This is a genomic window from Micromonospora sp. URMC 106, from assembly GCF_051386395.1.
Classification (GTDB): domain Bacteria; phylum Actinomycetota; class Actinomycetes; order Mycobacteriales; family Micromonosporaceae; genus Micromonospora.
Genome location: NZ_JBPQTP010000080.1, coordinates 1 through 24,529, shown reverse-complemented (window position 1 = coordinate 24,529; position 24,529 = coordinate 1). Strand labels below are relative to the sequence as shown.

The window sequence follows — 24,529 nt, the reverse complement described above, 5'->3', positions numbered from 1 at the left end:
CTCTCGCCGTCAGTCGGTGAAGATCGACTTCTTCTGGTTCTCGATGCTCGACGTCAGGCCGTCGATGTCCTTCGGGTCCTTGATGAACTGTTGGAGCGCCGGGATGATCACCGTCGAGGCGAAGTCCGGGCGGGTGTCGCGGTCCAGGAACTGGGCGATCTCGGTGGCCGAGCCGACCAGCTCGGCGGCCTTGCGCTGCAGCGCGTTGTAGCCGCTGGTGTCGGCCTGGGTGTTGGCGACCAGGGTGCTCGGGTCGTTCTTCACGGTGATGTCCCCGGCCGCCTTCGAGCCGACGTACTCCAGCAGCTTCTTGGCGTTGGCCTCCTGCTTCGGCTTGCGGGCCATCATGTAGCCGTCGATGGGCGCGTCCAGGGCCTTCGCCCCGATCGCCGGGTCGATCTCGGGGAAGGTGAAGAAGTCCAGGTCGTCGAGCTCGTCGTTGTTGAACTGCTGGCCGAGGAAGAGACCGAGCAGGTACATGCCGCTCTTCTTCTGCTGCAACGACTGGGCGGCCTCCTGCCAGGTCCGGCCGAGGCTGTCCGGCTGGTGCAGCGGCAGCAGCCCGCGCCAGGTGTCGAAGACCTTCTTGACCTTGTCGGAGGTCCAGGACTCCTTGCCGGCCATCAGGTCGACGTGGAACTGGTAGCCGTTGATCCGCAGGTTGAGGATGTCGAAGGTGCCCATCGCCGGCCAGCCGTCCTTGTCGGCGAAGGCGATCGGGGTGAGGCCGTCCTTCTTCATCTCCCCGGCGAGCGTGGTCAACTCGTCGAGCGTCTTCGGCACCTGGTAGCCGTTCTGCTGCCAGACCGACTTGCGGTAGAAGACCGCCCACGGGTAGTACGACGACGGCACGAAGTACTGCTTGCCGTCGTCGCCGGTCGACGCCTTCTTGAAGGCGTCCGAGAAGCCGGAGAGCTTTCCCCACACGTCGCTGAGGTCGCCGGCGAGCCCGCGGGCGGCGAAGAACCGCATCCGGTAGCCGGCGAACCACATGAACACGTCGTCCGGCTTGCCCTGCAGATAGTTGTTGATGTTCTCCTGGAAGGTGTTGTGGTCGACCGTGTTGACGGCGACCTGGAGGCCGGACGAGGTCTGGAACCCGTCCATGACCTTCGCGATCACCTCCTTGGGCTTCGGGTCGGACTGGTTCGAGCCCAGCGACACCGTCTTGGCGCCCGATCCGCCGGAGTCGGAGCCGCCGCAGCCGGCGAGCAGGCCCGTGCCGAGCATGGCGCCGGTGCCGGCCAGCAGCGAACGGCGGTTGAGGCCGGCGACGGAGGGGGGTACGAGCCGGGCCAGGTATTCGGCCTGGGTGCGGGGACGGGACATGGTGCCTCCTGCGGATGAAGAGGTGTGCCCGAGGGGCCGTCGGTGGGGGCGTGTCCCAGCAACCGTGATCACACATCCGGATCCATCGCGAATCCACATTGGTGAACACGACGTGCCAGTGGCGCCTCAAGCTACTCGTCCTTCGGGCGCTGTCAAGAGGGCGGCCAGGAGCCGGCAACCCCGCCGTGACAAGGCTGTTATGAGGTAAACGTTGGAAAGACGATCGATGTTGGAAAGTGTTGACTTGGTCTGCCCGGCGGGGCACGCTCTGCACCCATGCGGCGATGGCAGGGCGAGAACATCTGGTTCGGCGCCGACTACAACCCCGAGCAGTGGCCCGAGTCGACCTGGGCCGAGGACGTCGAGCTGATGCGCCGGGCCGGGGTCAACCTGGTCTCGGTCGGCATCTTCTCCTGGGCGTTGCTCGAACCCGCGCCCGGCGAGTACGAGTTCGGCTGGCTGGACCGGGCGATCGACGTGCTGCACGCCGGCGGGATCGCGGTCGACCTGGCCACCGCCACCGCCAGCCCGCCCCCGTGGCTGGCCCACCGGCACCCGGAGACGCTGCCCCGCCGCGCCGACGGCGCGATCCTGTGGCCGGGCGGCCGGCAGGCGTACTGTCCCAGCTCGCCGGTGTTCCGCGAGCGGTCGCTGGCCCTGGTCGAGGCCGTCGCCACCCGGTACGCCGAGCACCCCGCGGTCGTCATGTGGCACGTCTCCAACGAGTTGGGCTGCCACAACGTGCACTGCTACTGCGACGTCAGCGCGGAGGCGTTCCGCCGCTGGCTGCGCGGGCGCTACGGCGACCTGGACGCGCTCAACGACGCCTGGGGCACCACGTTCTGGAGCCAGCGCTACGGCGACTGGGCCGAGATCAACCCGCCCCGCACCGCGCCGACCTTCGCCAACCCCACCCAGCAGCTGGACTTCCTGCGCTTCTCCTCCGACGAGCAGCGGGCCCAACTGCGCGCCGAGCGCGACGTGCTGCGCCGGCTGGTGCGCCAGCCGGTCACCACGAACTTCATGATCGGCACCGGCGTCAAGTACCTCGACTACCACTCCTGGGCCGCCGACGTCGACCTGGTCTCGAACGACCACTACCTGACCGCCGCCGACCCGCGGGCCCACGTCGGGCTCGCCCTCGCCGCCGACCACACGCGGGGCGTCGCCGGCGGCGCGCCGTGGCTGCTGATGGAGCACTCCACCAGCGCCGTGAACTGGCAGCCGCGCAACGTGGCCAAGACCCCCGGGCAGCTGCGCCGCAACAGCCTCGCGCACGTGGCGCGCGGCGCGGACGGGGTGCTGTTCTTCCAGTGGCGGGCGTCCCGGGCCGACCGCCTCGGCGCGCTGCACGAGGCGCTGTGGCGGGCCGGGATCACCGCCGACGTCGTGCACCCGTCGGCCGACCTCGCCCGCTACCGGCTGGTGCTCGCGCCCACCCTCTACCTGGTCCGCGACGCGCACGCCGAGGCGCTGCGCGACTTCGTCGAGGCCGGCGGTACCGCCCTGGTCACGTACTTCAGCGGCATCGTCGACGAGCACGACCACATCCGCCTCGGCGGCTACCCGGGCGCGTTCCGGGAGCTGCTCGGGGTCCGCGTCGAGGAGTTCTTCCCGCTGCGGGCGGGGGAGCGGGTCACCCTCGACGACGGCTCGACCGCGGACGTCTGGACGGAGTGGCTGCACGCCGAGGGCGCCCACGTGCTCGCCGCGTACGCCGACGGGCCGCTGCCGGGCGTGCCGGCGCTGACCCGGCACGCGGTGGGCGCCGGCGCGGCCTGGTACGTCGGCACCCGACTGGACGCGGCGGCCACGGACCGGCTGGTGGCCCGCCTGGTGGCGGAGGCGGGGGTGCGCCCGGCCGCGCGGGCGCCCGTCGACGTGGAGGTGGTCCGGCGGCGCGACGGCGACCGCAGCTGGCTGTTCGTCGTCAACCACACCGACGCCGACGCCCGGCTCGACGTCACCGGCGTGGAGCTGCTGACGGGCCGGCCCTGCGCCGGCGACCTGGTCGTGCCCGCCGGGGAGGTGGCCGTGGTCCGCGAGGGCCCCGCGGCCGACCCGGCACCCACACCCGCGCAGTGACGGCCCGAAGGAGGTCATCCGGATGCTGGCCCAACAGCGGCAGACCGCGATCCTCGAACTGATCCGGCAGCGCGGGGGCGTCCGGGTCAGCCACCTGGTGAGCCGGTTCGGCGTGTCCGACATGACGATCCGGCGCGACCTGGAGGCGCTGGCCGAGCGGGGGCTGGTCGACAAGGTCCACGGCGGGGCGACGCTCGCCGGCCCCGGCTCCGCCGAGGAGCCCGGCTTCGCCGCCAAGTCGGTCCGGCAGCAGGCCGAGAAGCGGGCCATCGCCGAGCGGGCGGCCGCCCTGGTCGAGCCCGGCATGGCCATCGCGCTCTCCGCCGGCACCACCACCGCCGCGCTGGCCACCCTGCTGGCCGACGTACGCGGTCTGACCGTGGTGACCAACTCGATCCCGGTCGCCGACGCCCTCTACCAGAACCCCCGTGCCGACCAGACCGTCGTGCTGACCGGCGGCATCCGTACCCCCTCGGACGCCCTGACCGGGCCGGTGGCCGAGGCGGCGATCGGCTCCCTCAACGTCGACGTGCTCTTCCTCGGCGTGCACGGGATGAGCCCGCGCACCGGATTCACCACGCCGAACCTGCTGGAGGCCGGGATCAACCGGTGCCTGATCGGCGCGGCCCGCCGGCTGGTGGTGCTGGCCGACCACACCAAGTGGGAGACGATCGGCATCGCCACCATCGCCCCGCTGTCCGACGCCGACGTGCTCGTCACCGACGCGGGGCTGCCGGCGGAGGCGCGCAGTCAGATCGGCGACCAGGTCGGCGAGCTGGTCGTGGTGGAGGTCGGCTGACCGCCGCGCGGCGCGCCGTCACGGGCCCGACCAGGGGCGGCGCGTGCCCTCACAGGCACTTCACAGCGCCTCCCGATAGTGTCCCGGCAAGTCAGCGACCCGCTCCAGGGTGGAGCAGGGCGTCATCCCGCGGGAGTTCCGATGGTCTTCAAGAAGATGCTGAGCGCGTTCGGTGTGGGTGGGCCGAGCGTCGACACCGTCCTGACCAACCCGAACACCCGGCCCGGCCTGACCCTCGACGGCCAGGTGAACCTGGTCGGCGGGGACGCCCCGGCCAACGTCGAGCAGGTCGTCGTCAGCCTGGTCACCCGGGTCGAGATCGAGGGCGGCGACACCGAGTACGCCGGCGTCATGGAGTTCCACCGGCTGCCGGTCAGCGGCCCCCTCCAGCTCGCCCCGAAGCAGCAGCTCTCCCTGCCGTTCCAGCTCCCGGTGCCGTGGGAGACCCCGATCACCGACGTGTACGGCCAGCGGCTGCGCGGCATGACGATGGGGCTGCGCACCGAGCTGGCGATCGCGCGGGCGGTGGACAAGGGCGACCTGGACCAGGTCAACGTGCACCCGCTGCCGGTGCACGAGCGGATCCTGGAGGCGTTCCAGCGGCTCGGGTTCCGGTTCAAGCACGCCGACCTGGAACGCGGCCACATCCGGGGCACGCAGCAGACGCTGCCGTTCTACCAGGAGATCGAGTTCTTCGCCTCGCCGCAGTACGCGGGGACCATCACCGAGGTCGAGCTGACCTTCGTCACCAGCCCGCACGGGGTCGAGGTCATCCTCGAGTGCGACAAGCGCGGCGGCTTCCTCACCGCCGGGCACGACGTCTTCGGCCTCTACCGGGTCTCGCACGCCGACGCCGACCGGACGGACTGGGCCCAGGTCGTCGACGGCTGGCTGCGGGAGACCACCTCCCGCTACGGCAGCCTGCGCGCGCAGGGCCTCGGCGGGCACCGCCGGGGTCACGGGATGGGCGGCGTGGCCGCCGGGGCCGCGCTCGGCCTCGCCGGGGGCATGATCGCCGGCGAGATGGTCGAGGACGCGTTCGAGGGCGACTTCGGCGGCTTCGAGGAGTAGGACCACACACGACGGTGGCCTCCGGGACTGTCGTCCCGGAGGCCACCCGTGCTGTGGGGCGCGGTAGCCGGTCAGTGCCGGGCCTTGCGCTCCTCACCGCTGCGCCAGTTGCTGCCGGCCTTGGCCAGACCACGGCTACCCAGGTAACCGAGGGTCAGCAACGTGACCATGAACCAGGCGTTGTCGGCCCGGAAGATGTCCACCCCGGTCGAGTTCCGCCCGACCAGCTGCGAGGCGGCCAGCACGCCGATCACGGCCGCGATGTAGACCCAGAACTCGGTGGTCCGCAGCGACGGCTTGGTCTCCGTGCCGGGCGCCTGCATGGCATCCCGGCGCCCGTCGTGCACCATCGGCATCGGCCGGGTGGGCGTCTCCTGGATGGCCCGATCCTGGACGGTGCGGTTGGGCGCGTCCTGCGCCGGCCGGTTCATCGGCCTGGTGGATGCAGCCTGCGTGCTCATCTTGTCCTCCTCAGGATGCGATGAGTCGTACCTGCACTCCCTCGCCCCGCTACCGCGTTTCGGCCACGGCACGGTTCGCGTTCATGGCGGGGGCACCCGCCGTCTACCCGACCCGGCGGGGGCAGTAACACCCGGTGGCGGCCGGAAAAATCCGGTCCGCCGGGCGCGTGGCGCGCACCACGGCCGGGGTACGCCACCGGCCGCCCGCGCGGCGGGGCGGGTTTGCCGGCCCGGCCGTGGGGCACGCACAAAGACCGACACTTTCTGCGAGGTGATGGACGTGCGCGAGGACGACATGCGACAGGACGCCGCCCGGCGGGCCGAGGACCGGATCGCCGGCGGCGTCTACGGCGAGGGCGCCCTGGACGAGGTGACCGTGCCCCGCACCGACGTGCAGCGGGTCATCCAGGACGAGGACCCGGACGACCCGGCCCACGTCCCGGTCGACCCGGAGGTGCTGCGCGACGGGGGTCCCACGCGGGGGCAGGGGGCGATCACCACGACCGGCGGCACCGCCGGCCCGGCCAGCGTCCGGCGGCTGGCCCGGCAGCCCGAACGGCACCCCGGCAAGGTGGCCCCGACCACCACCGGCGACGCCACCACGGGCGGCATGAGCACTCCCGCCGGCGGATCCACCAGCGACCAGTCCGGCACCGCCAGTCAGGTGGGCAACTTCACCAACGAGTGACCGTCGGGGCAGCGGGTCGATGACGCGGTCGGCGGCGGTGGGGGAGCCACCGCCGCCGACCTGGCCTGGCCGCTGCCCGGTCGGGCGCCGGGCTCGGGTTCAGGCCGGGCGGAGGATGCCCAGGCGTTGGGTGGCGCGGGTGAGTGCGACGTAGAGGTCGCTGCGACCCCGGGGGGACTCGGCCACGATGCCGTCGGGGTCGACCAGCAGGACCGAGTCGAACTCGAGCCCCTTGGCCTGGGCGACGGTGAGCACCACCACCCGGCTCTCCAGTTCCGGGTGCTCGCCGACGGCCGCCTCGGGCAGGGCGGCGGTGAGCGCGGCGCCCAGCTCGTCGACCCGGCCGGCCGGCACGATCACCCCGAGCCGGCCGTCGTCCAGGCCCGCCGCCTCCCGGGTCGTCGCGTCGACCACCTCCGCCGCCAGCCGCTCCGGCGCCACCGCGCGGTCCCACGGCGGCACCCCGCTGGAGCGTACGGAGCGGGGCGGGCGCAGCGCGGGGTCGATCCCGGCGAGCACGTCGGCGGCGACCGCCATGATCTCGGCCGGCGTGCGGTAGCTGACGGTCAGCTCCTCCAGCCGCCACCGCTGCGCCACGTACGGCTCCAGCGCGTCGGCCCAGGACGGCGTGCCGGCCAGCGCGCCCGTCTGCGCCACGTCACCGACGATGGTCATCGAGCGGCTCGGGCAGCGGCGCATCAGCAGCCGCCACGCCATCGGCGACAGCTCCTGCGCCTCGTCCACGATCACGTGCCCGAACGCCCACCGCCGGTCGGCCGCGGCCCGCTGGGCGGTGGTCAACCGGTCCGCCTCCTCCTGCCGCTCCAGCAGCCGGTCGGCGTCGATCAGGTCGGTCACGCCGAGGATCTCACCGCCGTCGGCCTCGTCCTCGACGTCGATGGACCGGGAGCCCCGGGCGATCTCCAGCACGCCCTCGGCGTACTCCCGCTGCATGGCCCGGATCCGCTCCCGGCGCGCGGCGGCGGCCCGCTCGTCCTCGCCGAGCAGCTCGGCCGCCTCGTCCAACAGCGGCACGTCGGCCGGCGTCCAGCCGCCCGGCTCCCGGTGCAGCAGGGCCCGCTCGGCGTCGGTGAGCATGGGTGCGGCGGCGGCGATCCGGTCCGGGGAGGCGTACAGGTCGGCGAGCAGGCGCTGCGGGGTGAGCACCGGCCAGAGCCGGTCCAGGGCCGCCCGCACCTCGGGCTCCTCGCGCAGCTCCCGGCGGATCTCGGCGACGTCGGCCTCGTCGAGCAGGTTCTCCCCGCCCAGCGGGTCCGCGCCGATCCGCTCGGCGACCTGGGCCGCGAGCGCGTGGATGATCTCGATGTCGAACAACGCCCGGGCCAGGTTGTGCGGCCGGTCGGCGCGGCGGGCCCGGTCCCGGGCGGCGCGGACGGTCTCCGGGTCGAGCCGGAGCGTCTCCTGCTGCGGCAGCTCGATCTCCAGCGGCTCGTCGGGCACCCACTGCCGGTCCCGCACGGCGGCGGCCAGCACGTCGGCCATCACCGCGCGGCCCTTGAGCGCGGCGGCCTCCGCGGTCTCGGCGCGTCGGGCGCTGACCCCGGGGAACAGGTCACCCTGCGTACGCAGCAGCACGCCCGTCTCGGCCAGCGCCGGGAGCACCTGGGAGATGTAGCGCAGGAACGTCGCGTTCGGGCCGACCAGCAGCACGCCCCGGGTGGAGAGCTGCTGCCGGTGGGTGTAGAGCAGGTACGCCGCGCGGTGCAGCGCCACCGCCGTCTTGCCGGTGCCCGGACCGCCCTGCACCACGAGCACGCCCGGCAGGTCGGCGCGGATGATGCGGTCCTGCTCGGCCTGGATGGTCTCCACGATGTCGCGCATCCGGCCGGTCCGGCCGGCGTTGAGCGCGGCGAGCAGCGACGCCTCGCCGGTCAGCTCCTCGTGCGCGGTGGGGGAGGCGGTGGCCAGGTCCAGCACCTCGTCGTCGAGCGCGACCACCTTGCGCTCGCGGGTGCGCAGGTGCCGGCGGCGACGCACCCCCTGGGGGTTGGCGGCGGTGGCGAGGTAGAAGGCGCGGGCGGCCGGGGCCCGCCAGTCCATCAGCAGCGGGTCGTAGTCGCCGCTGGTGTCGAAGATGCCGATCCGGCCGATGTAGTGGGGGCCGCCCTCGTCGGTGTCGAGGCGGCCGAAACAGAGGCCGTTCTCCACCGCGGCGAACTGCTCGACCTGCTCGGCGTACATCCGCACCGAACTGTCGCGCTGGGAACGGGCCTGCAGGGTGCCGCCGGTCGCCCGCAGCTCCTCGGCCAGCCGGCGGGACGCCTGCTCACGCAGCCCGTCCAGCCGCCCGTAGAGCATCGAGACGTATTCCTGTTCGCGGCCGATCTCGTCATCGGGCTGCAATTCCCCGGAATCGCCGGAATGCCTTGACAAGCCGTCTCCCAATTAGTTAGTATCTCTCTCGGAACGGCTATTGGAAGCCGTTCTTTTTTGTTGCCTGAACTGAGAAAGATACCGCGCGCCGGCCGTCCGGACCAAGCGCGCCGGGCCATGCCGCGAGCAACCGCACACGCGATCGGGGGCCCGCCGTGCGGCGGACCCCCGACGGGTCGACTCCTCAGCCCCTGGCCACCTCGTAGAGCCGCTCCGGGGTCACCGCCCCGGCGATCAGCCGGCCGTCGTCGGTGAGCAGCACGCTGAACAGCTTCCCGGTGAACAGCCGTCCGCTGCCCCAGTCGCCGCTGACCGCCGGCAGCGCGCCGAGCAACGCCGCCGCATCGCCGGCCCCGTCGCGTCCGGCGCCGGTCGCCGGCGCGCCGCCCCGGCCGGCGGGCGTGCCGGCGCCGTCGAGGCGTGCCACCACCACGGTGGCCCAGCTCTCGCCGACGGCACGCACGTCCGGGCGCTGGCCGTCCGCCCGCTTCTCGCGGGCGCCGTCCGGGCGCTCCCCGAAGGTCTCCTCGGTCACCTTCACCCCCGGCGGCGGGTTGAAGGTGAACTGGTCGGCGTCCGGCCGCGCGTACGACACCTGGGTGAAGGCCATCTCGAAGGCCGGCTGGTCGCTGCCGTCGGCGAAGACCTCGAAGCGCAGCGGCACGTGCTCGCGCGCGTCGATGGCGATGCGTACCTGGTGCACCAGCGAGGCGGCGTCCCGCGGCGCGAGCACCAGCTCGTACGCGTCCCGCCCGGCGACCGTGGCGGACCGGCCGACGCTCACCTCGGTGCTCGGGTCGATCGCGGCGAGGGCCTGACCGGCCGCCTCCTGCGGGGTGGCTGGCAGCTCCGGGGTCCGGGCCTCGCCGTCGCCCGCCGGCAGGGTGCGGTGGGTGGCCGTGTTGGTCCGGCTGTTCCAGGTCCAGACGTCCCGGCCGTTGCGGATGACGTCCTGCTCGCCGAGGGTGTCCAGCAGGGCGACCCGCTGCCGGTCCGGGCCGGAGTGCCAGACGCGCAGCGTGTGCGTACCGGTCAGCAGGCCGGTCAGGTTGTCGCCGCCGACCAGCCCGGCCAGCGGCGGCAGGCCCAGGTCGGCGCGCTGCACGACCGTGCCGGAGAGCCCCTCCAGCCGGGAGGTCTGCAGGTCGACCAGGAGTTGGGCGGCGGTGCGTGGCGGCAGGCTCGGTTCGGCCTGGGCGGCGAACGTGCCGAGCGCGGCACCGCCGCCGATGACGGTCGCGACGGCGGTCACCGGGACCAGCCACCGCAGGACGGGACGGCTCTTCAGGACGGACATGTGGCACCTCCTGGTGGACATCCTGCCCGGTCGACCCTGTGAGCGTGCTGAGGACGGCGGTACGGCCCCCGGCCCGCGGGTGGCACCCTTGACCCGTGCGGTTGCTGGTGGTGGAGGACGAGTCGCGGCTGGCGTCCGCCCTGCAACGGGGGTTGCAGGCCGAGGGGTTCGCGGTGGACGTGGCGGCGACCGGCCCGGCGGGCCTCGACGCGGCCCGGCACGGCGGGTACGACGCGATGATCCTCGACGTGATGCTGCCCGGCCTCTCCGGCTACGAGCTGGTCCGCCGGCTGCGCGCCGAGGAGCACTGGCTCCCGGTGCTCATGCTCTCGGCCAAGGACGGCGAGTACGACCAGGCCGACGGGCTGGACTGCGGGGCCGACGACTACCTCACCAAGCCCTTCTCGTACGTGGTGCTGCTGGCCCGGCTGCGGGCCCTGCTGCGCCGCGGCGCGCCCGAACGGCCGACGGTGCTCGCGGTCGGCGACCTGCGGCTCGACCCGGCCCGGCGGCGGGTGACCCGCGCCGACGCCGAGGTGGCGCTGACCGCCCGCGAGTTCGCGCTGCTGGACTACCTGATGCGCCGCCCCGGCGAGGTGGTCTCCAAGGTCGAGCTGCTGGACCACGTCTGGGACGCCAGCGACGAGACGGCGCCCAACGTGGTCGAGGTCTACGTCGGATACCTGCGGCGCAAGATCGGCCGGGAGCGCCTGGAGACGGTCCGGGGCGCCGGCTACCGGCTCGCCACATGACGGGCGCCGGAGGGGCGCCCTCCGCTCGTCTCCGGAAGGGTGCCCTGCTCGCCCGTCGGCTGCGGGCCGCGCTGGGGCTGCGTGGGCGGCTGATGGTGGTCGGGGTGCTCGGCGTCTCGTTGGGGCTGGCCGTCGGCGGGCTGGTCGTGCTCGGCGTCCTCGGCTGGGCGCTGCAACGCGCCGTCGACACCGAGGCGTTCCGGACCGCCGACGCGGTCGCGTTGCTGGCCGCCGAGGACGCCCTGCCCGATCCGCTGCCGGTGGCCGGGGGACAGGTCCGGGTGCAGGTGATCGACGCGCAGGGGCGGGTGCGGGCCGCCTCGATCGACGCCGACCGGCTGGTGCCGATGGTCCCGCCCGACCGGCTCGACGCCGGCGCGCGGCAGCGGCTGACGGTGTCGGGGGAGCGGATCGAGCTGGCCGGGCCGGTCCGGGTGGTGGCCGTACCGGCCGGCACCGCCGGCGACCCGCTCACCGTCCTGGTGGCCCGCTCGCTGGCGGACGCTCGGCACAGCACGCACGTCGTCCGGACCATCCTGCTGGTGAGCTTCCCGCTGCTGGTGGCTGTGCTCGCCGCCGTCGCCTGGCGGGTGGTCGGGGCCACCCTGCGCCCCGTGGAGACGCTGCGCCGGGGCGCCGAGGAGATCACCGGACGGGACGGGGGCGGGCGGCTGCCCGTACCGGCGTCGCAGGACGAGATCCACCGGCTGGCGGTCACCCTCAACGGCATGCTGCGCCGGCTGGAGTCGGCCCGGGACCGGCAACGGGCGTTCGTCGCCGACGCCGCCCACGAGCTGCGCAGCCCGTTGGCGAACATCCGTACGGAGCTGGAGGTGGCCCGGCGGCTGGCCGACCGCACCGACTGGACGGCGGTGACGGCGAACCTGCTCGCCGACACCGAGCGGCTCAGCCGGCTCGTCGACGACCTGCTGCTGCTGACCCGGCTCGACGAGCGCCCGCCGGCGCGGGCCACCGGTCCCGTCGAACTGGGTGCGTTGCTGGCGGCGGTGGCCGGCCGCTACCCGTCGCCGCCGGTGCGCCTCGACCCGCCGGCGGCGCCGCTGTGGACCGAGGGCGACCCCGACGAACTGCGCCGGGTCCTGGCGAACCTCGTCGACAACGCGGTCCGGCACGCGCGGGGCGAGGTGGTGCTGGCCGCGGGGCCGCCGGGCGCCCCGCAGGACGCGGGCCGCGAGAGCGCGGGCGGGACCGGCGCGGCGGTGTACCACCTCGTGACGGTGACCGACGACGGGCCGGGGATCCCGGCCGCGGACCGGGAGCGGGTCTTCGGCAGGTTCACCCGGCTCGACGACGCGCGGGCGCGCGACGACGGCGGCGCCGGTCTCGGCCTGGCCATCGTGCGGGAACTGGTCCGCCGGGCCGGCGGGCGCATCGAGCTGACCGACGCCCACCCCGGCCCGGGGCTGCGGGTGCGCCTGCTACTGCCGGCCCTGGCCGACCCGGAGCGGCCCTGACCGCAACGGCCCACGGTCGCCGTCGCGACGGACGCGGTCGGCCCGTCGCCGTCCCGCTGCACCCGGCCCACCGGTCGCCGTCGCGCGACACGTGGGCCGGCCCCGTCAGGGGCGGTTGGTGCAGACCTCCGGCGCCCGCGCGATCGTGTCGGTGGACCACACGACGGCGACGGTGAAGCAGTAGTCGGTGCTGCGGTTCAGCCCGTAGACGACGAAGTCGGTGGTGCCGGCGGGCAGGTTGGCGAACGCCGTCTGCGCCTGGCCGACCCGACCGCCGGAGATGACCACGGGGCCCTCACCGCCGGCGGGGTAGGTCCAGCGCAGCGCCACGTTGTCCCGGTTGTCGCGCAGTGTCACGCCGCCCGGCGGGGCGCCGGGCGAGGCCGCCGCCCCGGCCGTCGGGCCGGCGGCGGGCGGACCGACCGTGGCGGCCGACGGTCCGGCGCCGGCCGGGGTCGAGGCCGGCGCGCCGGTCGCGGCGGGGGACGCCGGCTCGTCGTCGCCGTCCATCCCCGCGACCCCGGCGATCACGGCCGCCGTGCCGAGCAGCACCACCGCGACGCCGCCCACGATGAGGGGCAGCAGCCGGTTGTCCCGCCCGCTCGGCGCGCGGTGCACCGGCACGGGCAGCAGTCGCGACGGCTGGTACGGCTCGTACGGCTCCTCGGGCGCGCCGTGCTGGCGGACCCGGTGCACCCCGTCGGCCTCCGCGGTGGCGCCCCCGGCCAGGGGCACGACCGACGGCGGCACGGCGCTGTCGGCGGGCTGCTCCCCGGCGTCCGGCTCCGGGGGCCACCAGCCCGGCGGCGGGTCCTCCGTCGGCTGCCGGGGTGTCGGCACCGAATGCGGGTGCTCGTAGGGGTCCGGCTCGTACGGGTCCGGCTCGTACGGGTCCGGCCCCGCCGGACGGTAGCCCGGCTGCGAGGGGTGGTAGGCCGTGGGCGCGTCGCCGGGGGGCGGAGTGCGCGCGGAGGGCACGATCGGGCCGTCCCGGCCGACGGGCGCGGTGTCGGCGCAGACGTGGTCCGGGTTGGCCGCCGCCCGGGCCAGCGCCGCCACCTGCGCCGCCAGCGGGTCGTCGGCCGGGAGGTGCTGCCGGCAGAGCTCCTTCGCCAGCGCCAGGTTGTCGTGCGCCTCGGCGAACTGCCCGCAGTCGCGCTGCATGGCCCCGAGCCGGGCCAGCATCTTGATGCCGCTGGCATGCCCGTCGCCGTAGACCTCGCGGTGCAGCTCCCAGGCGTCCTGGAGCCGGTCGCGGGCCACCTGGCACTGGCCGCGCGCGTACTCCACCGTGGCCAGGTCGGCGTGGGCGGCGAGGACCCGCAGCGACTCCGGGCCGTCCAGCGCGGTCAGCTCGATGATCACTTCCTGGTAGAGCCGGGCGGCGCGGGACCAGCTCCCGACCCGGTGCAACACCGCCGCGAGGGTGGCCGCGGCGGCCACCGTGCGCTGGTCGGAGCGCCCGTGCAGCCGGGACGTGGCCGCGTACGCGAAGGCGGCCCAGCCGCGGGCGGAGTGCGGTTCGCCGAGGGCGACCAGTACGCGGGCCTGGAGGCTGGCGGCCTCGGCCAGCTCGGGCGTCGCGTTGGCCGGGCGCGGGTCGGCGTCGGTCAGCGCGTCGGCGAGCAGCCGCTGGGCGCCGGCGAGGTCGCCGGCGGACACCAGATGGTGCGCCTGGTCAGTCAGTTCCCCGAAGCCGGAAGGCACGCCCCATCGTGCTCATCCGACGACGGTAAGTACAAGACCCGGACCGGGGTGGATTGGTCAGGATCCGGTCAGGTGGTCGACGAGCGCCTCGCTGATCCGGCGCAACTGGTCCACCTGGGCCGGGCTCAGCGCGTCGAAGAGGTGCCGGCGCACCCCCTCGACGTGGCCGGGCGCGGCGGCGGCGAGGGTGGCGAAGCCCTCGTCGGTCAGGACGGCGATCTGGCCGCGCCGGTCCGTCGGGCACTCCTCGCGGCGCACCCAGCCGGCCGCCTCCAGCCTGGCCACGGCGTGGGAGAGCCGGCTGCGCGAGGAACCGCTCGCGTCGGCCAGGTCGCTCATCCGCAACCGCCGCTCCGGGGCCTCGGAGAGCCGGACCAGGATCTCGTAGTAGGCGTGCGGCATCCCGGCGTCGTGTTGCAGCTCGCGGTCGAGCGTCTCCATCAGCGCCCGGGAGGCGGTCAGGAACGCACGCCAGGTGCGCTGCTCGTCCGGGTCCAGCCAGCGGGTCATGACCACCATCATACGCGAATAGTTGAAAGCTCAACATAGTCGCGCTAGCGTCGGTGGCATGGGAATCCACCGCCTCAACCACGCCGTGCTCTACGTCAGTGACCTCGCCCGCAGCGTCGCCTTCTACCGCGACGTGCTCGGCTTCCGCCCGGTGGCGATGACCCCGGACGGCTTCCGGGGCGCCACCTTCCTCCAGGCCCCCGGCTCCACCAACGACCACGACCTCGGTCTCTTCGAGATCGGCGCCGGCGCCGGCCGCTCCACCGCTGGCCGCGGCGCCGTCGGCCTCTACCACCTGGCCTGGGAGGTCGACACCCTCGACGAGCTGGCCGTCACCGCCCAGCGACTCGTCGCCGCCGGAGCCCTGGTCGGCACCTCCGACCACGGCACCACCAAGAGCCTCTACGGGCAGGACCCGGACGGACTGGAGTTCGAGATCGTCTGGCTGGTGCCCGCCGACCGGCTCGACGACGCCGCGCTGGCCGCCCGCAAGCGGATCGGCCGGCTCGACCTGGACGCCGAGCGGCGCCGCTACGGCGGTCAGACCCGCGGCGGGGTGGGCATCTCCGTCCCGGCCTGAGTCGTCCGGCGGCACCGCCCGCCGAGCGGCCTTCCCGGTGGTTCTGCCGCCGGGGCCGGCTCCTGCCGGCGGCCGGCCGGGCCCGTCGGGCGGGTCCGGCCCCGGGGCGTCCGCGCCGGACAGCGGCGCGCGTCCGGGGCGGCGTGCGGTAGAACGGCACCATGCCGACCGACGCCGTCCTGCGCGAGCTGCTCGTCCGACACCTGGAAGTTTGGCTGCCGGGGGCGCTGCACCGCGCCCGCCGGGCCACCGTCGCCCTGGCGTACGCCGACGGCGGCGCCGACTCCGCCGAGGCCGCGCTGCGGACGGTCGCCGAGTACGCCGACCGGCTGCGCGGCCGCCAGCTCACCGTGCTGGTGCTCGCCGACGGCGCCGCCGAGCTGCCCGCCCGGCTCGGCGCCGCGGAGGCGGGCCTGCCGGCGGAGGTCGCCGTGCACGTGGTGCCCGGCGGGCCCGCCCGACTGCCGGTGGCGGTCAAGGCGGCCGGCGCGGCGGGCGCGCCCCTGCTGTCGTACGTGGACGGTCCCGCCGACCCGGCCGCGCTGACCGCCACGGCGGTTGGCAGGCCGGCCGAGGCGCTCTTCGTCACCGCCGCCGGCACGCCCGCCCGGGACGCCCTCGCCGACGCCGGTTTCCCGCTGGCGACCGAGGTGGAGCTGGTGCCCGCCGACGGCGCGCCCACCCGGCTGCTCTCCTTCGCGACCGGGTCCGACAAGAGCCTGGAGGCGTTCAAGGAGGCGCTGTGGGCGGTCGACGAGTTCGCGGGGGTCCGCTACCGCGACCCGGCCGATCCGGCCGGCCGGCTGCTCGACATCGCCCTGACCCCCGAGCCCGGCCCGCTGCGCCGGGAACTGCTGGCCGAGCTGGCGCGTTCCGGCCCCCGTACGGTCACCGAGCTGCGCCGGTACGCCCTCATCGCGACCGTCTACCGGTCTGCCGACGCCGTCCGGGCGCTGACCGGGCTGCTCGGGGCGGGGGAGGTGACCCGCGACCCGGAGCACGGCCGGCTCGGCGGGGACGTGCTCATCACCGGCCCGGACGCGCGACCGGCGGGCTGACCGCCGGCGAGCCGGGCGGAAGTACGCCTGGCCGGGCCGCGACCGGAAGTGAGGCGGGGCGCGGGCGACCCTCCCGGGCGATCGTCGCCGCGGTCCCCGGTGCGCCGGGTCGACTCCTCCCCGTCGTCGCCGACGAGCCCCGAAACGCCGAGCGGGGTGCCGGTGGATCCACCGGCACCCCGCTCGACCTCGGGACGTCACGCCCGGGACTTGTCCTGCTTCCAGGACAGCGGTCCCGGCAGGTCGACCCGGTGCGCCTTGGCGCGGGAGTTCCAGGACCAGCGACCGATCTTGATGCTCCAGGACGAGAAGCCGTTCTCGGTGAAGTTCAGGATGATCGGGCCGTACTTCTTGCGCTTGCGGAACATCAGACCCATCGCGGGCTCCCTTCGATTCCCTTCCCTGCCCTGACGGAATCGAACATGCCCGGATCGCCGATTCGCAAAACCCAAACCGGTCCGTCGTGGACGGCCCCGGCGGTCCGAAAACTCCTATCAATCAGGTAGGTGTTTCGGGGCGATGAACGCTGGTGCGGACGCCGCGTAACGAACGCGGCGACGCCGATCTCATCTTCTGGAAGGACATTGACCGGTCGGTCCACCCGCCGGCAGCATGGGGCCATGTCGCAGCGGGACGAGCTCCTCCTCACCGCTCGCGTGCACGTCGACCTGGTCCGGCACGCGAGCGCGCTCTGTTGAGCTGACCCCGGTTCCACCGGCCCGGGTCCATCGCGCAGCTTCCCCCGCCCGTCCGCTCGACGCGGAGCGGCGTGCCTCTTCGCCCCTCGCGGGGCCTCCTCCACTCGATCGTGGACAGATCAGGAGACACCTCCATGGCTTCACCCCGTCGTGTCCTGCCGCGTGCCCTCGCCGCCCTGACCGCGCTGGCGCTCCTCGCCCCCGCCGCCGGTTGCGGCGGCGGCGCAGCGGCCGGCTCCGCACCGACCACCGAACTGCGCTACCAGGGCTCCGCCGGGCAGGTGACCCTGCCCGAACTCGCCGCCGACCTCGGCTACCTCGGCGACGTCCGGCTCAACTGGATCGGCAACGTCACCGGCGGCCCGCAGGACATCCAGGCCACCGCCACCGGGCAGAGCGACTTCGGCGGCGCGTTCAACGGCGCCATCGTCAAGCTCGCCGCCGCCAACGCCCCGATCACCGCCGTCATCAGCTACTACGGCTCCGACGCCCAGAGCTTCCAGGGCTACTACGTGCCCGACGACAGCCCGATCCGCGGCCCCCGTGACCTGATCGGCCGGAAGGTCGGCATGAACACGCTCGGCGCGCACGCCGAGGCGGTGCTCAAGACGTGGCTGTCCCGCGGCGGCCTCAGCGCCGAGGAGATCGCCCAGGTGGAGCTGGTCGCGCTGCCGCCGGTCAACATCGAGCAGTCGCTGCGCCAGAAGCAGATCGACGTCGCCGTGCTCGGCGGGGTGATCCGCGACAGAGCCGTCGCGAACGGCGGCATCCGCACGATCTTCACCGACTTCGAGCTGCTGGGCGCGTTCAGCGCCGGCGCCTACGTCTTCCGCGACGACTTCATCCGGCGCAACCCGGCGACGGTGAAGGCGTTCGTCGCCGGCGTCGGCCGGGCCATCGAGTGGGCCCGCAGCCAGCCCAGGGAGACCGTGGTGGCCCGGTTCGAGTCGATCATCGCCAAGCGTGGCCGCAACGAGGACCCGTCGCTGGTGCGGCACTGGAAGAGCAGCGGCGTCGCCGGCCGGGGCGGGGTCATCACCGACCAGGAGTTCGCCACCTGGATCGACTGGCTGGCCGCCGAGGGCGAGCTCAAGGGGGACAAGCCGAGACCCGGCGACGTCTACACCAACGAGTACAACCCCTTCGCCGCCGGAGGTGCGGCGGCATGAGCACCGACAAGATCCTCTTCGACCGGGTGACGAAGACCTTCCCGGTCCGCGCCGGCCGGCGCGCGTCCGCCGGCGCGGTCACCGCGCTGGACCGGGTCACCCTCGGCGTACGCTCCGGCGAGTTCCTGGTCGTCGTCGGGCCCAGCGGCTGCGGCAAGTCGACCCTGCTCGACCTGCTCGGCGGGCTGTCCCGGCCCACCGGTGGGCAGGTGCTGGTCGACGGCCGGCCGGTCACCGGGCCCGGCCTGGACCGCGGCATCGTCTTCCAGCAGTACGCGCTGCTGCCCTGGCGCACCGCCGCCGGCAACGTCGCGTTCGGACTGGAGGCCAAGGGCGTGCCCCGCGCCGAACGCGCCGACCTGATCGCGCACCACCTGGAGCTGGTCGGGCTCACCGGGTTCGCCGAGCGCTACCCGCACGAGCTCTCCGGCGGCATGAAGCAGCGGGTCGCCATCGCCCGCAGCCTCGCGTACGACCCGGACATCCTGCTGATGGACGAGCCGTTCGCGGCCCTCGACGCGCAGACCCGCGACTCGTTGCAGGACGAGCTGCTGCGGATCTGGGAGCGCACCGGCAAGACGATCGTGTTCATCACGCACGGCATCGACGAGGCGGTCCACCTGGGCCAGCGGGTCGCGGTGATGACCTCCCGGCCGGGCCGGATCAAGCAGGTCATCGACATCGACCTCGGCGACCGCACCGCCGTGGAGGACGTCCGCTCCTCCGACGCCTTCCGCCACCACCGGCACCAGATCTGGACGCTGCTGCGCGACGAGGTCCGCGCCGCGCAGGCCGCCGAAGGCCGTGCCGCGCGCGCCGCCGGGGTCCGCGCCGCGCGGAGCGTCGAAGGCCGTGCCGCGCAGGCCGTCGACGGGCGCACCGCACCGACCGATCCCGCCGCCGGCCCGGCGACCCGACCCGAGGAGGCCCGCGTTGGTTGACGTCGTCGAGCGGCCCGCCCGCGTGGTGGCCCCGACCGCCGCGCCGGCGGAGCCCGCCACCCCGAGCGTCCCGCTGCCCGGCCGGCTGCTCGGCCTCGGCCGCCGGGTGCTGCACCGCACCGCCGCGCTGGCCCTGCTCGCCGCGCTCTGGGAACTCGCGCCCCGGGCCGGCCTGGTCGACCGGGTCTTCCTGCCGCCGCTGTCGGAGGTGCTGGTCGGCTGGACGGAGCTGCTGCGCACGGGGCAGCTCGCCGAGCACGTCGGCGCCAGCCTGACCCGGTCGTTGACCGGGCTGGGCCTCGCCGTGCTCACCGCCGTCCCGCTCGGCCTGCTGATCGGTTGGTACCGGCCGCTGGCCGACCTGCTCAGCCCGCTGCTGGAGGTGTTCCGCAACACCGCCGCGCTGGCCCTGCTGCCGGTCTTCGTGCTCATCCTCGGGCTGGGGGAGACCTCGAAGATCGCCCTGGTGCTCTACGCCTGCTCGTGGCCCATCCTGCTGAACACGATCGCCGGGGTGAAGGGCGTCGACCCGCTGCTGGTGCGCTCGGCCCGGTCCATGGGGCTGAACCACCTGCGGCTGTTCCAGAAGGTGATCCTGCCGGCCGCGGTGCCGACCATCTTCACCGGCGTCCGGCTGGCCGGGGCGTACTCGATCCTCGTGCTGGTCGCGGCCGAGATGGTGGGGGCCAAGGCCGGGCTCGGCTACCTCATCAACTACGCACAGTACAACTTCGCCATCCCCGACATGTACTCCGGGATCATCACGATCTCCGCCATCGGCCTGCTGGTCAACCAACTCCTCGTCGCCCTCGAACGCCGCTTCTCCACCTGGCGCGTCGACGTCTCCGCCTGAGAGGACCTCCCATGCCCCGCACCCTGCACCTCAACGCGTTCCTGATGGGCGTCGGCCACCACGAGGCGGCCTGGCGGCACCCGCGCACCGACCCCCGACGGGTCACCGACGTGCGGCACTTCCAGGAGCTGGCCCGCATCGCCGAACGCGGCACCCTCGACTCGCTCTTCCTCGCCGACGGGCTCTCCGTCGGCCCGAACCCCCGGCACAACATCCAGGCCGTCTTCGAGCCGCTGACCCTGCTCGCCGCGCTGGCCACGGTGACCGAGCACATCGGCCTGATCGCCACGGTCTCCACCACCTACAACGAGCCGTTCCACGTGGCCCGCAAGTTCGCCTCGCTGGACCACCTCTCCGGCGGCCGGGCCGGCTGGAACATCGTCACCTCGGCCCAGACGCGGGAGGCGTGGAACTTCAACCTCGACGAACACCCGGCCCATGCCGACCGCTACCGGCGGGCGGCCGAGTTCGTGGACGTGGCGATCAAGCTCTGGGACAGCTGGGAGGACGAGGCGCTGCTCTTCGACGCCGCGGGCGGCGTCTTCGCCGACACCGACCGGGTGCACGAGGTCGCCCACCGCGGGCCGGAGTTCCAGGTCCGCGGCCCGCTCAACGTCCCCCGTCCGCCGCAGGGCCGGCCGCTGCTGGTGCAGGCCGGCTCGTCCGCCGACGGGGTGGCCTTCGCCGCCCGGTACGCCGAGGCGGTCTTCACCGCCCAGCAGACCCTCGCCGACGGGCAGGCGTTCTACGCCGGGCTGAGGCGCCAGGTGGCCGCCGCCGGACGGGACCCCGAGCAGGTGAAGGTCCTGCCCGGCATCGCCCCGGTGCTCGGCGGCACCGAGGCGGAGGCGCGCGCCCTGGCCGCCGAGCTGGAGGAGCTGATTGTCCCGGACCACGCCCTCGCGCAGCTCTCCGGCATGCTCGGCCTGGACCTGACCGGCCTCCCGCTGGACGGGCCCGTGCCGGAGCTGCCCGACGCCGGCACGGTGCAGGCCCACCAGAGCCGCTACCAGCTCGTCGCCGACATCGTCCGGCGCGAGCGGCCCACCATCCGGCAGCTGATCGGCCGGCTCGGTGGCGGCCGGGGTCACCGGGTGGTGGCCGGCACCCCCGAGCAGGTCGCCGACCAGATCGAACTCTGGTTCACCCAGGGCGCCGCCGACGGCTTCAACGTCATGCCGCCGCTGCTCCCCCTCGGGTTGGTCGACTTCGTCGACCACGTGGTGCCGCTGCTGCGCGCCCGGGGCCTGTTCCGGCACGAGTACGCGGGCCGCACGCTGCGCGAGCACTACGGACTGCCCCGTCCCGTCAGCACCTACGCCGCCCCGACGCTGGTGCCGGCGTGACCACCGTGGAGCGCCCCCGGGCGGACGCCGCCGACCTGCTGCCGGTGGACCGGGACCTGTTCCGGGCGCTGCTGCGCCGGCAGGCCGCGACGGTCACCGTGGTCACCGCCGTCGCCCCGGGCACCGTGGAGCCGGCCTGCCTCGGCGGCCTGGGCGAGCCCGTCCGCGCCGGGTTCACCGCCACGTCGTTCACCTCGGTCTCGCTGGATCCGCCGCTGGTCTCGTTCTGCCTCGGCGTCGCCTCGTCTAGCTGGCCGGTGCTCGTCCGGGCCGAGCACGTCGCCGTGCACCTGCTCGGCGCCGGCCAGCGGGAGGCCGCCCGGGTCTTCGCCACCAGCGGGCTGGACCGGTTCGCCGCGTACCCGCACTGGACGCCGGGGCCGTTCGGGGTGCCGCTGCTGACCGGAGCGCTGGCCCGGCTGCTCTGCCGGGTCGTGCACCGGGTGCCGGCCGGCGACCACGCCCTCTTCGTCGCCGAGCCGCTCGCCCTCGGCGGCGGCGAGGACGGAGACCCGCTGGTCTACCACCGGGGCCGGTACACCAGCGCTGGCCCGGCGGTGTCGGCGTGACCGGATCGGCCGCGCCCGACGTACGGCGGCCGTCCGCCGCGCCGCCCACGAGCGGCGTGGTGCCGCCGGGCACGGCGTCGGCGGGCGGCGCGGCGGGGGCGGGCCCGCCGACACCCGGCGCGGAGCCGCTCGCGCTGGACCGGGCCGCCCAGGACCTGCTCTTCCGGGCGGCCCGCACGGCCGACGCCTTCACCGACGAGCCGGTGACCGACGCCCAGGTCACGGCGATCCACGGGCTGGTGCGGTACGGGCCGACCGCGCTCAACGGCCAGCCGCTGCGGATCCTGCTGCTCCGCTCGGCGGCCGCCCGGGCCCGCCTGCTGCCGCACGTCTCGGGCGGCAACCGGGCGAAGACGGCGGCCGCGCCGCTGGTGGCGGTGCTCGCCGCCGACGTGGACTTCCACGAGCGGCTGCCGGAGCTGTTCCCGCACCGGCCGCGCGCCCGCGACTGGCTCGGCGACCGGGCGGAGCGCGCCGCGCAGGCCCGGTTCAACGCCACCCTCCAGATCGGCTACCTGGTGGTCGGCGTACGGGCGGCGGGGCTGGCCGCCGGCCCGATGGCCGGCTTCGACGCGGCCGGCGTGCAACGGGAGTTCTTCCCCGACGGCCGGCACGAGGTGCTGCTGCTGATGAACATCGGCCGCCCGGGCCCGGACGCGCGGCGCGACCGCCTGCCCCGCCTGCACGCCCGGGAGGTGATCACCACGCTGTGACGCCCCAGGGAAGCCCGGAGCGGCCGGGCTCAGGGGCGGTCCACGACGAGGACGCGGGTGACGCTTCCGTCGTCCTCGGCGATGTCCCGCTCGTGGACGAAGCCGAGCTTGCCGAGCAGCGCCAGCGAGGCGTGGTTGGCGTCGGCGACCGTCGCGTACACCCGGGGCAGGTCGAGCGTGTCGAAGCCGTACCGGACCAGGGCGCGGGCCAGCTCGGTGCCGAGGCCGGCGCCCCAGGCCGGCTTCGCCAGCGCGTAGACGATCTCGTGGCCGTCGACCTGGTCGGTCCGCTTGATCTCGGCGTGCCCGACGTAGCGGCCGTCGCGGCGGACCGCCCAGACGTCGAACAGGTCGTTCGCGTACACCTTGGTGAAGACCCGCCCGAACAGGGCGCCGGCCTCGTCGGCCGCCATGGGCCCGTCGCCCATGAACCGGCCCACCTCCGGATCGGTGAAGAGGGCGACGAAGTCCTCGGCGTCGTCGGGCCGGTAGGGCTCCAGCAGCAGGCGGTCGGTGTGCAGGACGGGGGTGGGCATCAGCGCGGCTCCCAGGCGTCGGGCAGGGCGGTCAACCTACGCACGTGGGCGGGCAGCCGGCCACTGATTATCTCCGCGAGGCTCACCTCGTCGACCACCCGGCGCACGGCGGCCCGCACCGCGACCCAGAGCCCGGGCAGGTGCTCCGCCGCGCCCTCGTAGCTGGTCTCCTCCGGGCGCAGGCCACGGACCCCGGCCAGCGGGCCCTCCACCGCGCGCAGCACCGCGCCGACGGTCACCTCCCGCGGCGGCCGGGCGAGCGTGTAGCCACCCTCGGCGCCACGCTGCGCCCGGACGATGCCGGCCCGCCGCAGGTCGGCCAGCACCGCCTCCAGGAACTTGCGCGGCATGTCCTGCTCCGCCGCGATGGCCTGGGTCGAGAGCAATCGGGGGTACGCGGTGGCCAGGCTCAGCGCCGCCCGTACCGCGTAGTCGCCGCGCGCGGAGATCTGCACCCCGTCATCATGCCCGGCGGGGGCCGTCGACCGCGTCGGCGGGCGGGCGGGGCCGGACGACCGGGCCCGGGGCCGGCCGCTCCCGCGCGGCACGGAACGCGCCCGGGCTCATCCCGACCTCGCGGGTGAAGAACCGGCCGAAGTTCGTCGGCTCGGAGAAGCCGAGCCGCCGCCCGATCTGGGCGATCGGCTCGTCGGTGGCCGCCAGCAGCCGGCTCGCCTGCAGGGCCACTCGCTCGTCGACGACCTGCTTGGCGCTGCGCCCGGTCACCGCCAGGCAGGCCCGGGTGAGCGTGCGCACCGAGCATCCCAACCGGGCGGCGTAGTCCTCCACCCGGCGGGTGTGCTGGTAGCCGCGCTCGACCTCCCGACAGAACCGGTGGAAGGTGGCCACCTCCGCCCGAGGCGCCGGGCGGGGACGCTCGGGCACCAGTTCCGGGCGGGGGCGCTCGCGCACCGGGCCCGGACGGGGGCGTTCGGGCACCAGGGACAGCCGGAGCAGCAGCACGGCGAGCTGGTGGCGGAGCAGGCCGCGCGCCGCGGCCACCCCGTGGTGCCGCTGGCAGTCCACCGCCAGTTGGCTCACCTCGTTGATCACCGCGTCCTCGTCCTCGCCGGCGAGCTGGATCCAGGCCGGTACGGCGTCGGGGTCGACGTCGAGCCCGCGCAGCGCGTCGGCGTCCCAGCGCACCACCGTCGCGTCGAGGTGCGGGCCGGCGCAGCGCAGCACCTGACCGGCGCGCACCCGCAGCAGCGTGCCGGGCCGGCAGGGCAGCACGCGGAAATCCAGTTCGGCGGTGCCGTGTCCGCCGGTGGTCAGCACCAGCAGGTCCCGCTCGAGGAGCACCGGACGACGCCGGCCGGGGTCGGACGCGAGGTCACCGAGGGTGAGCGTGTCGATCTCGGCGGGGACGGTCGCGCGGGCGGCGAACGGCGCGGGGGAGAGCTGACCGGAAGAGACCATCGCCTGCGACGGTAGCCCGAGGCGACGACCATTGCATCCCGAGGCCACCCGCAACACTGCCCGTGGGCGGGGTGGGCGG

Annotated in this window: 25 protein-coding genes; 15 read left to right on the top strand and 10 right to left on the bottom strand. The window is 74.5% G+C overall.

The window, feature by feature from the left end; translation table 11 throughout:
• Positions 1–9: 9 nt before the first annotated feature.
• Complete coding sequence (locus tag ACSNOB_RS22495; RefSeq protein WP_393104439.1) at positions 10–1,329, bottom strand: ABC transporter substrate-binding protein; 1,320 nt, start codon at positions 1,327–1,329, stop codon at positions 10–12.
• 276 nt (positions 1,330–1,605) lie between these two features.
• On the opposite strand from ACSNOB_RS22495, the gene ACSNOB_RS22490 reads away from it, so the two are divergent.
• The 3 genes from ACSNOB_RS22490 to ACSNOB_RS22480 all read left to right on the top strand — a co-directional run bounded on the left by ACSNOB_RS22490 (position 1,606) and on the right by ACSNOB_RS22480 (position 5,284).
• Entirely contained in the window at positions 1,606–3,414 is a 1,809-nt protein-coding gene (locus tag ACSNOB_RS22490) for a beta-galactosidase (RefSeq protein ID WP_436688427.1), read from the top strand.
• A 22-nt stretch (positions 3,415–3,436) separates the two neighbouring features.
• Complete coding sequence (locus tag ACSNOB_RS22485) at positions 3,437–4,213, top strand: DeoR/GlpR family DNA-binding transcription regulator (protein ID WP_436688426.1); 777 nt, start codon at positions 3,437–3,439, stop codon at positions 4,211–4,213.
• Between the two features lie 141 nt (positions 4,214–4,354).
• Positions 4,355–5,284, top strand: a complete 930-nt coding sequence (locus ACSNOB_RS22480) for a sporulation protein (protein WP_436688425.1) — start codon at positions 4,355–4,357, stop codon at positions 5,282–5,284.
• A gap of 71 nt (positions 5,285–5,355) precedes the next feature.
• Here ACSNOB_RS22480 and ACSNOB_RS22475 read toward each other — a convergent pair whose 3' ends face one another.
• Positions 5,356–5,745, bottom strand: a complete 390-nt coding sequence (locus ACSNOB_RS22475; RefSeq protein WP_436688424.1) for a hypothetical protein — start codon at positions 5,743–5,745, stop codon at positions 5,356–5,358.
• Positions 5,746–6,025: 280 nt separating this feature from the next.
• Between ACSNOB_RS22475 and ACSNOB_RS22470 the strand changes: the two genes are divergently transcribed.
• Positions 6,026–6,433, top strand: coding sequence for a hypothetical protein (locus ACSNOB_RS22470; protein ID WP_436688423.1), 408 nt, complete (start codon positions 6,026–6,028; stop codon positions 6,431–6,433).
• A 99-nt stretch (positions 6,434–6,532) separates the two neighbouring features.
• Here ACSNOB_RS22470 and ACSNOB_RS22465 read toward each other — a convergent pair whose 3' ends face one another.
• Positions 6,533–8,752: a HelD family protein gene (locus tag ACSNOB_RS22465; RefSeq protein ID WP_436688432.1), complete on the bottom strand. Its 2,220-nt coding sequence runs from the start codon at positions 8,750–8,752 to the stop codon at positions 6,533–6,535.
• 259 nt (positions 8,753–9,011) lie between these two features.
• Positions 9,012–10,124, bottom strand: a complete 1,113-nt coding sequence (locus ACSNOB_RS22460) for a LolA family protein (RefSeq protein ID WP_436688422.1) — start codon at positions 10,122–10,124, stop codon at positions 9,012–9,014.
• Between the two features lie 95 nt (positions 10,125–10,219).
• Here ACSNOB_RS22460 and ACSNOB_RS22455 point away from each other — a divergent pair, with 95 nt between their 5' ends.
• Together ACSNOB_RS22455 and ACSNOB_RS22450 are read left to right on the top strand one after the other, a co-directional pair.
• Complete coding sequence (locus ACSNOB_RS22455; RefSeq protein WP_436688421.1) at positions 10,220–10,876, top strand: response regulator transcription factor; 657 nt, start codon at positions 10,220–10,222, stop codon at positions 10,874–10,876.
• Positions 10,877–10,968: 92 nt separating this feature from the next.
• Positions 10,969–12,351 (top strand): sensor histidine kinase, encoded by a 1,383-nt coding sequence (locus tag ACSNOB_RS22450; RefSeq protein ID WP_436688431.1) that lies wholly within the window; start codon positions 10,969–10,971, stop codon positions 12,349–12,351.
• Positions 12,352–12,456: 105 nt separating this feature from the next.
• Here ACSNOB_RS22450 and ACSNOB_RS22445 read toward each other — a convergent pair whose 3' ends face one another.
• Positions 12,457–14,058 carry a tetratricopeptide repeat protein gene (locus ACSNOB_RS22445; protein WP_436688420.1) on the bottom strand — a complete coding sequence of 534 codons (1,602 nt, stop codon included), beginning with the start codon at positions 14,056–14,058 and terminating at the stop codon, positions 12,457–12,459.
• 57 nt (positions 14,059–14,115) lie between these two features.
• On the bottom strand, positions 14,116–14,577 hold the full coding sequence (locus ACSNOB_RS22440) for a MarR family winged helix-turn-helix transcriptional regulator (protein ID WP_393105263.1): 462 nt from the start codon (positions 14,575–14,577) through the stop codon (positions 14,116–14,118).
• A gap of 49 nt (positions 14,578–14,626) precedes the next feature.
• Here ACSNOB_RS22440 and ACSNOB_RS22435 point away from each other — a divergent pair, with 49 nt between their 5' ends.
• Together ACSNOB_RS22435 and ACSNOB_RS22430 are read left to right on the top strand one after the other, a co-directional pair.
• Positions 14,627–15,148, top strand: coding sequence for a VOC family protein (locus ACSNOB_RS22435; RefSeq protein WP_393104418.1), 522 nt, complete (start codon positions 14,627–14,629; stop codon positions 15,146–15,148).
• 161 nt (positions 15,149–15,309) lie between these two features.
• On the top strand, positions 15,310–16,206 hold the full coding sequence (locus ACSNOB_RS22430; protein ID WP_436688419.1) for a hypothetical protein: 897 nt from the start codon (positions 15,310–15,312) through the stop codon (positions 16,204–16,206).
• Between the two features lie 197 nt (positions 16,207–16,403).
• Here ACSNOB_RS22430 and ACSNOB_RS22425 read toward each other — a convergent pair whose 3' ends face one another.
• Entirely contained in the window at positions 16,404–16,583 is a 180-nt protein-coding gene (locus ACSNOB_RS22425; protein WP_007075522.1) for a DUF4236 domain-containing protein, read from the bottom strand.
• A 243-nt stretch (positions 16,584–16,826) separates the two neighbouring features.
• On the opposite strand from ACSNOB_RS22425, the gene ACSNOB_RS22420 reads away from it, so the two are divergent.
• The 7 genes from ACSNOB_RS22420 to ACSNOB_RS22390 all read left to right on the top strand — a co-directional run bounded on the left by ACSNOB_RS22420 (position 16,827) and on the right by ACSNOB_RS22390 (position 22,495).
• The gene (locus ACSNOB_RS22420; protein WP_349881247.1) at positions 16,827–16,904 is read left to right on the top strand and encodes a putative leader peptide; all 78 of its coding nucleotides are present in this window, start codon (positions 16,827–16,829) and stop codon (positions 16,902–16,904) included.
• A 134-nt stretch (positions 16,905–17,038) separates the two neighbouring features.
• Entirely contained in the window at positions 17,039–18,073 is a 1,035-nt protein-coding gene (locus tag ACSNOB_RS22415; RefSeq protein ID WP_436688418.1) for an ABC transporter substrate-binding protein, read from the top strand.
• Entirely contained in the window at positions 18,070–19,014 is a 945-nt protein-coding gene (locus ACSNOB_RS22410) for an ABC transporter ATP-binding protein (RefSeq protein WP_436688417.1), read from the top strand. Before ACSNOB_RS22415 ends, ACSNOB_RS22410 begins: the two co-directional genes overlap by 4 nt.
• Positions 19,007–19,867: an ABC transporter permease gene (locus ACSNOB_RS22405; RefSeq protein ID WP_436688416.1), complete on the top strand. Its 861-nt coding sequence runs from the start codon at positions 19,007–19,009 to the stop codon at positions 19,865–19,867. The genes ACSNOB_RS22410 and ACSNOB_RS22405 overlap by 8 nt, the downstream gene beginning before the upstream one ends.
• An 11-nt stretch (positions 19,868–19,878) precedes the next feature.
• A complete protein-coding gene (locus ACSNOB_RS22400; protein WP_436688415.1) occupies positions 19,879–21,213 on the top strand; it encodes an LLM class flavin-dependent oxidoreductase in 1,335 nt (444 codons plus the stop codon).
• Positions 21,210–21,782: a flavin reductase family protein gene (locus ACSNOB_RS22395; protein ID WP_436688414.1), complete on the top strand. Its 573-nt coding sequence runs from the start codon at positions 21,210–21,212 to the stop codon at positions 21,780–21,782. The genes ACSNOB_RS22400 and ACSNOB_RS22395 overlap by 4 nt, the downstream gene beginning before the upstream one ends.
• Entirely contained in the window at positions 21,779–22,495 is a 717-nt protein-coding gene (locus ACSNOB_RS22390; protein ID WP_436688413.1) for a malonic semialdehyde reductase, read from the top strand. Before ACSNOB_RS22395 ends, ACSNOB_RS22390 begins: the two co-directional genes overlap by 4 nt.
• 29 nt (positions 22,496–22,524) lie before the next feature.
• Here the strand turns inward: ACSNOB_RS22390 and ACSNOB_RS22385 are convergent, their stop codons facing one another.
• Genes ACSNOB_RS22385 through ACSNOB_RS22375 form a run of 3 tightly spaced genes read right to left on the bottom strand, consistent with a single transcriptional unit; the run spans position 22,525 to position 24,450 of the window.
• Positions 22,525–23,031: a GNAT family N-acetyltransferase gene (locus tag ACSNOB_RS22385; RefSeq protein ID WP_436688412.1), complete on the bottom strand. Its 507-nt coding sequence runs from the start codon at positions 23,029–23,031 to the stop codon at positions 22,525–22,527.
• Positions 23,031–23,486: an RrF2 family transcriptional regulator gene (locus ACSNOB_RS22380; protein WP_393104399.1), complete on the bottom strand. Its 456-nt coding sequence runs from the start codon at positions 23,484–23,486 to the stop codon at positions 23,031–23,033. Before ACSNOB_RS22380 ends, ACSNOB_RS22385 begins: the two co-directional genes overlap by 1 nt.
• 7 nt (positions 23,487–23,493) lie before the next feature.
• Entirely contained in the window at positions 23,494–24,450 is a 957-nt protein-coding gene (locus ACSNOB_RS22375; RefSeq protein ID WP_436688411.1) for a helix-turn-helix transcriptional regulator, read from the bottom strand.
• Positions 24,451–24,529: the final 79 nt, after the last annotated feature.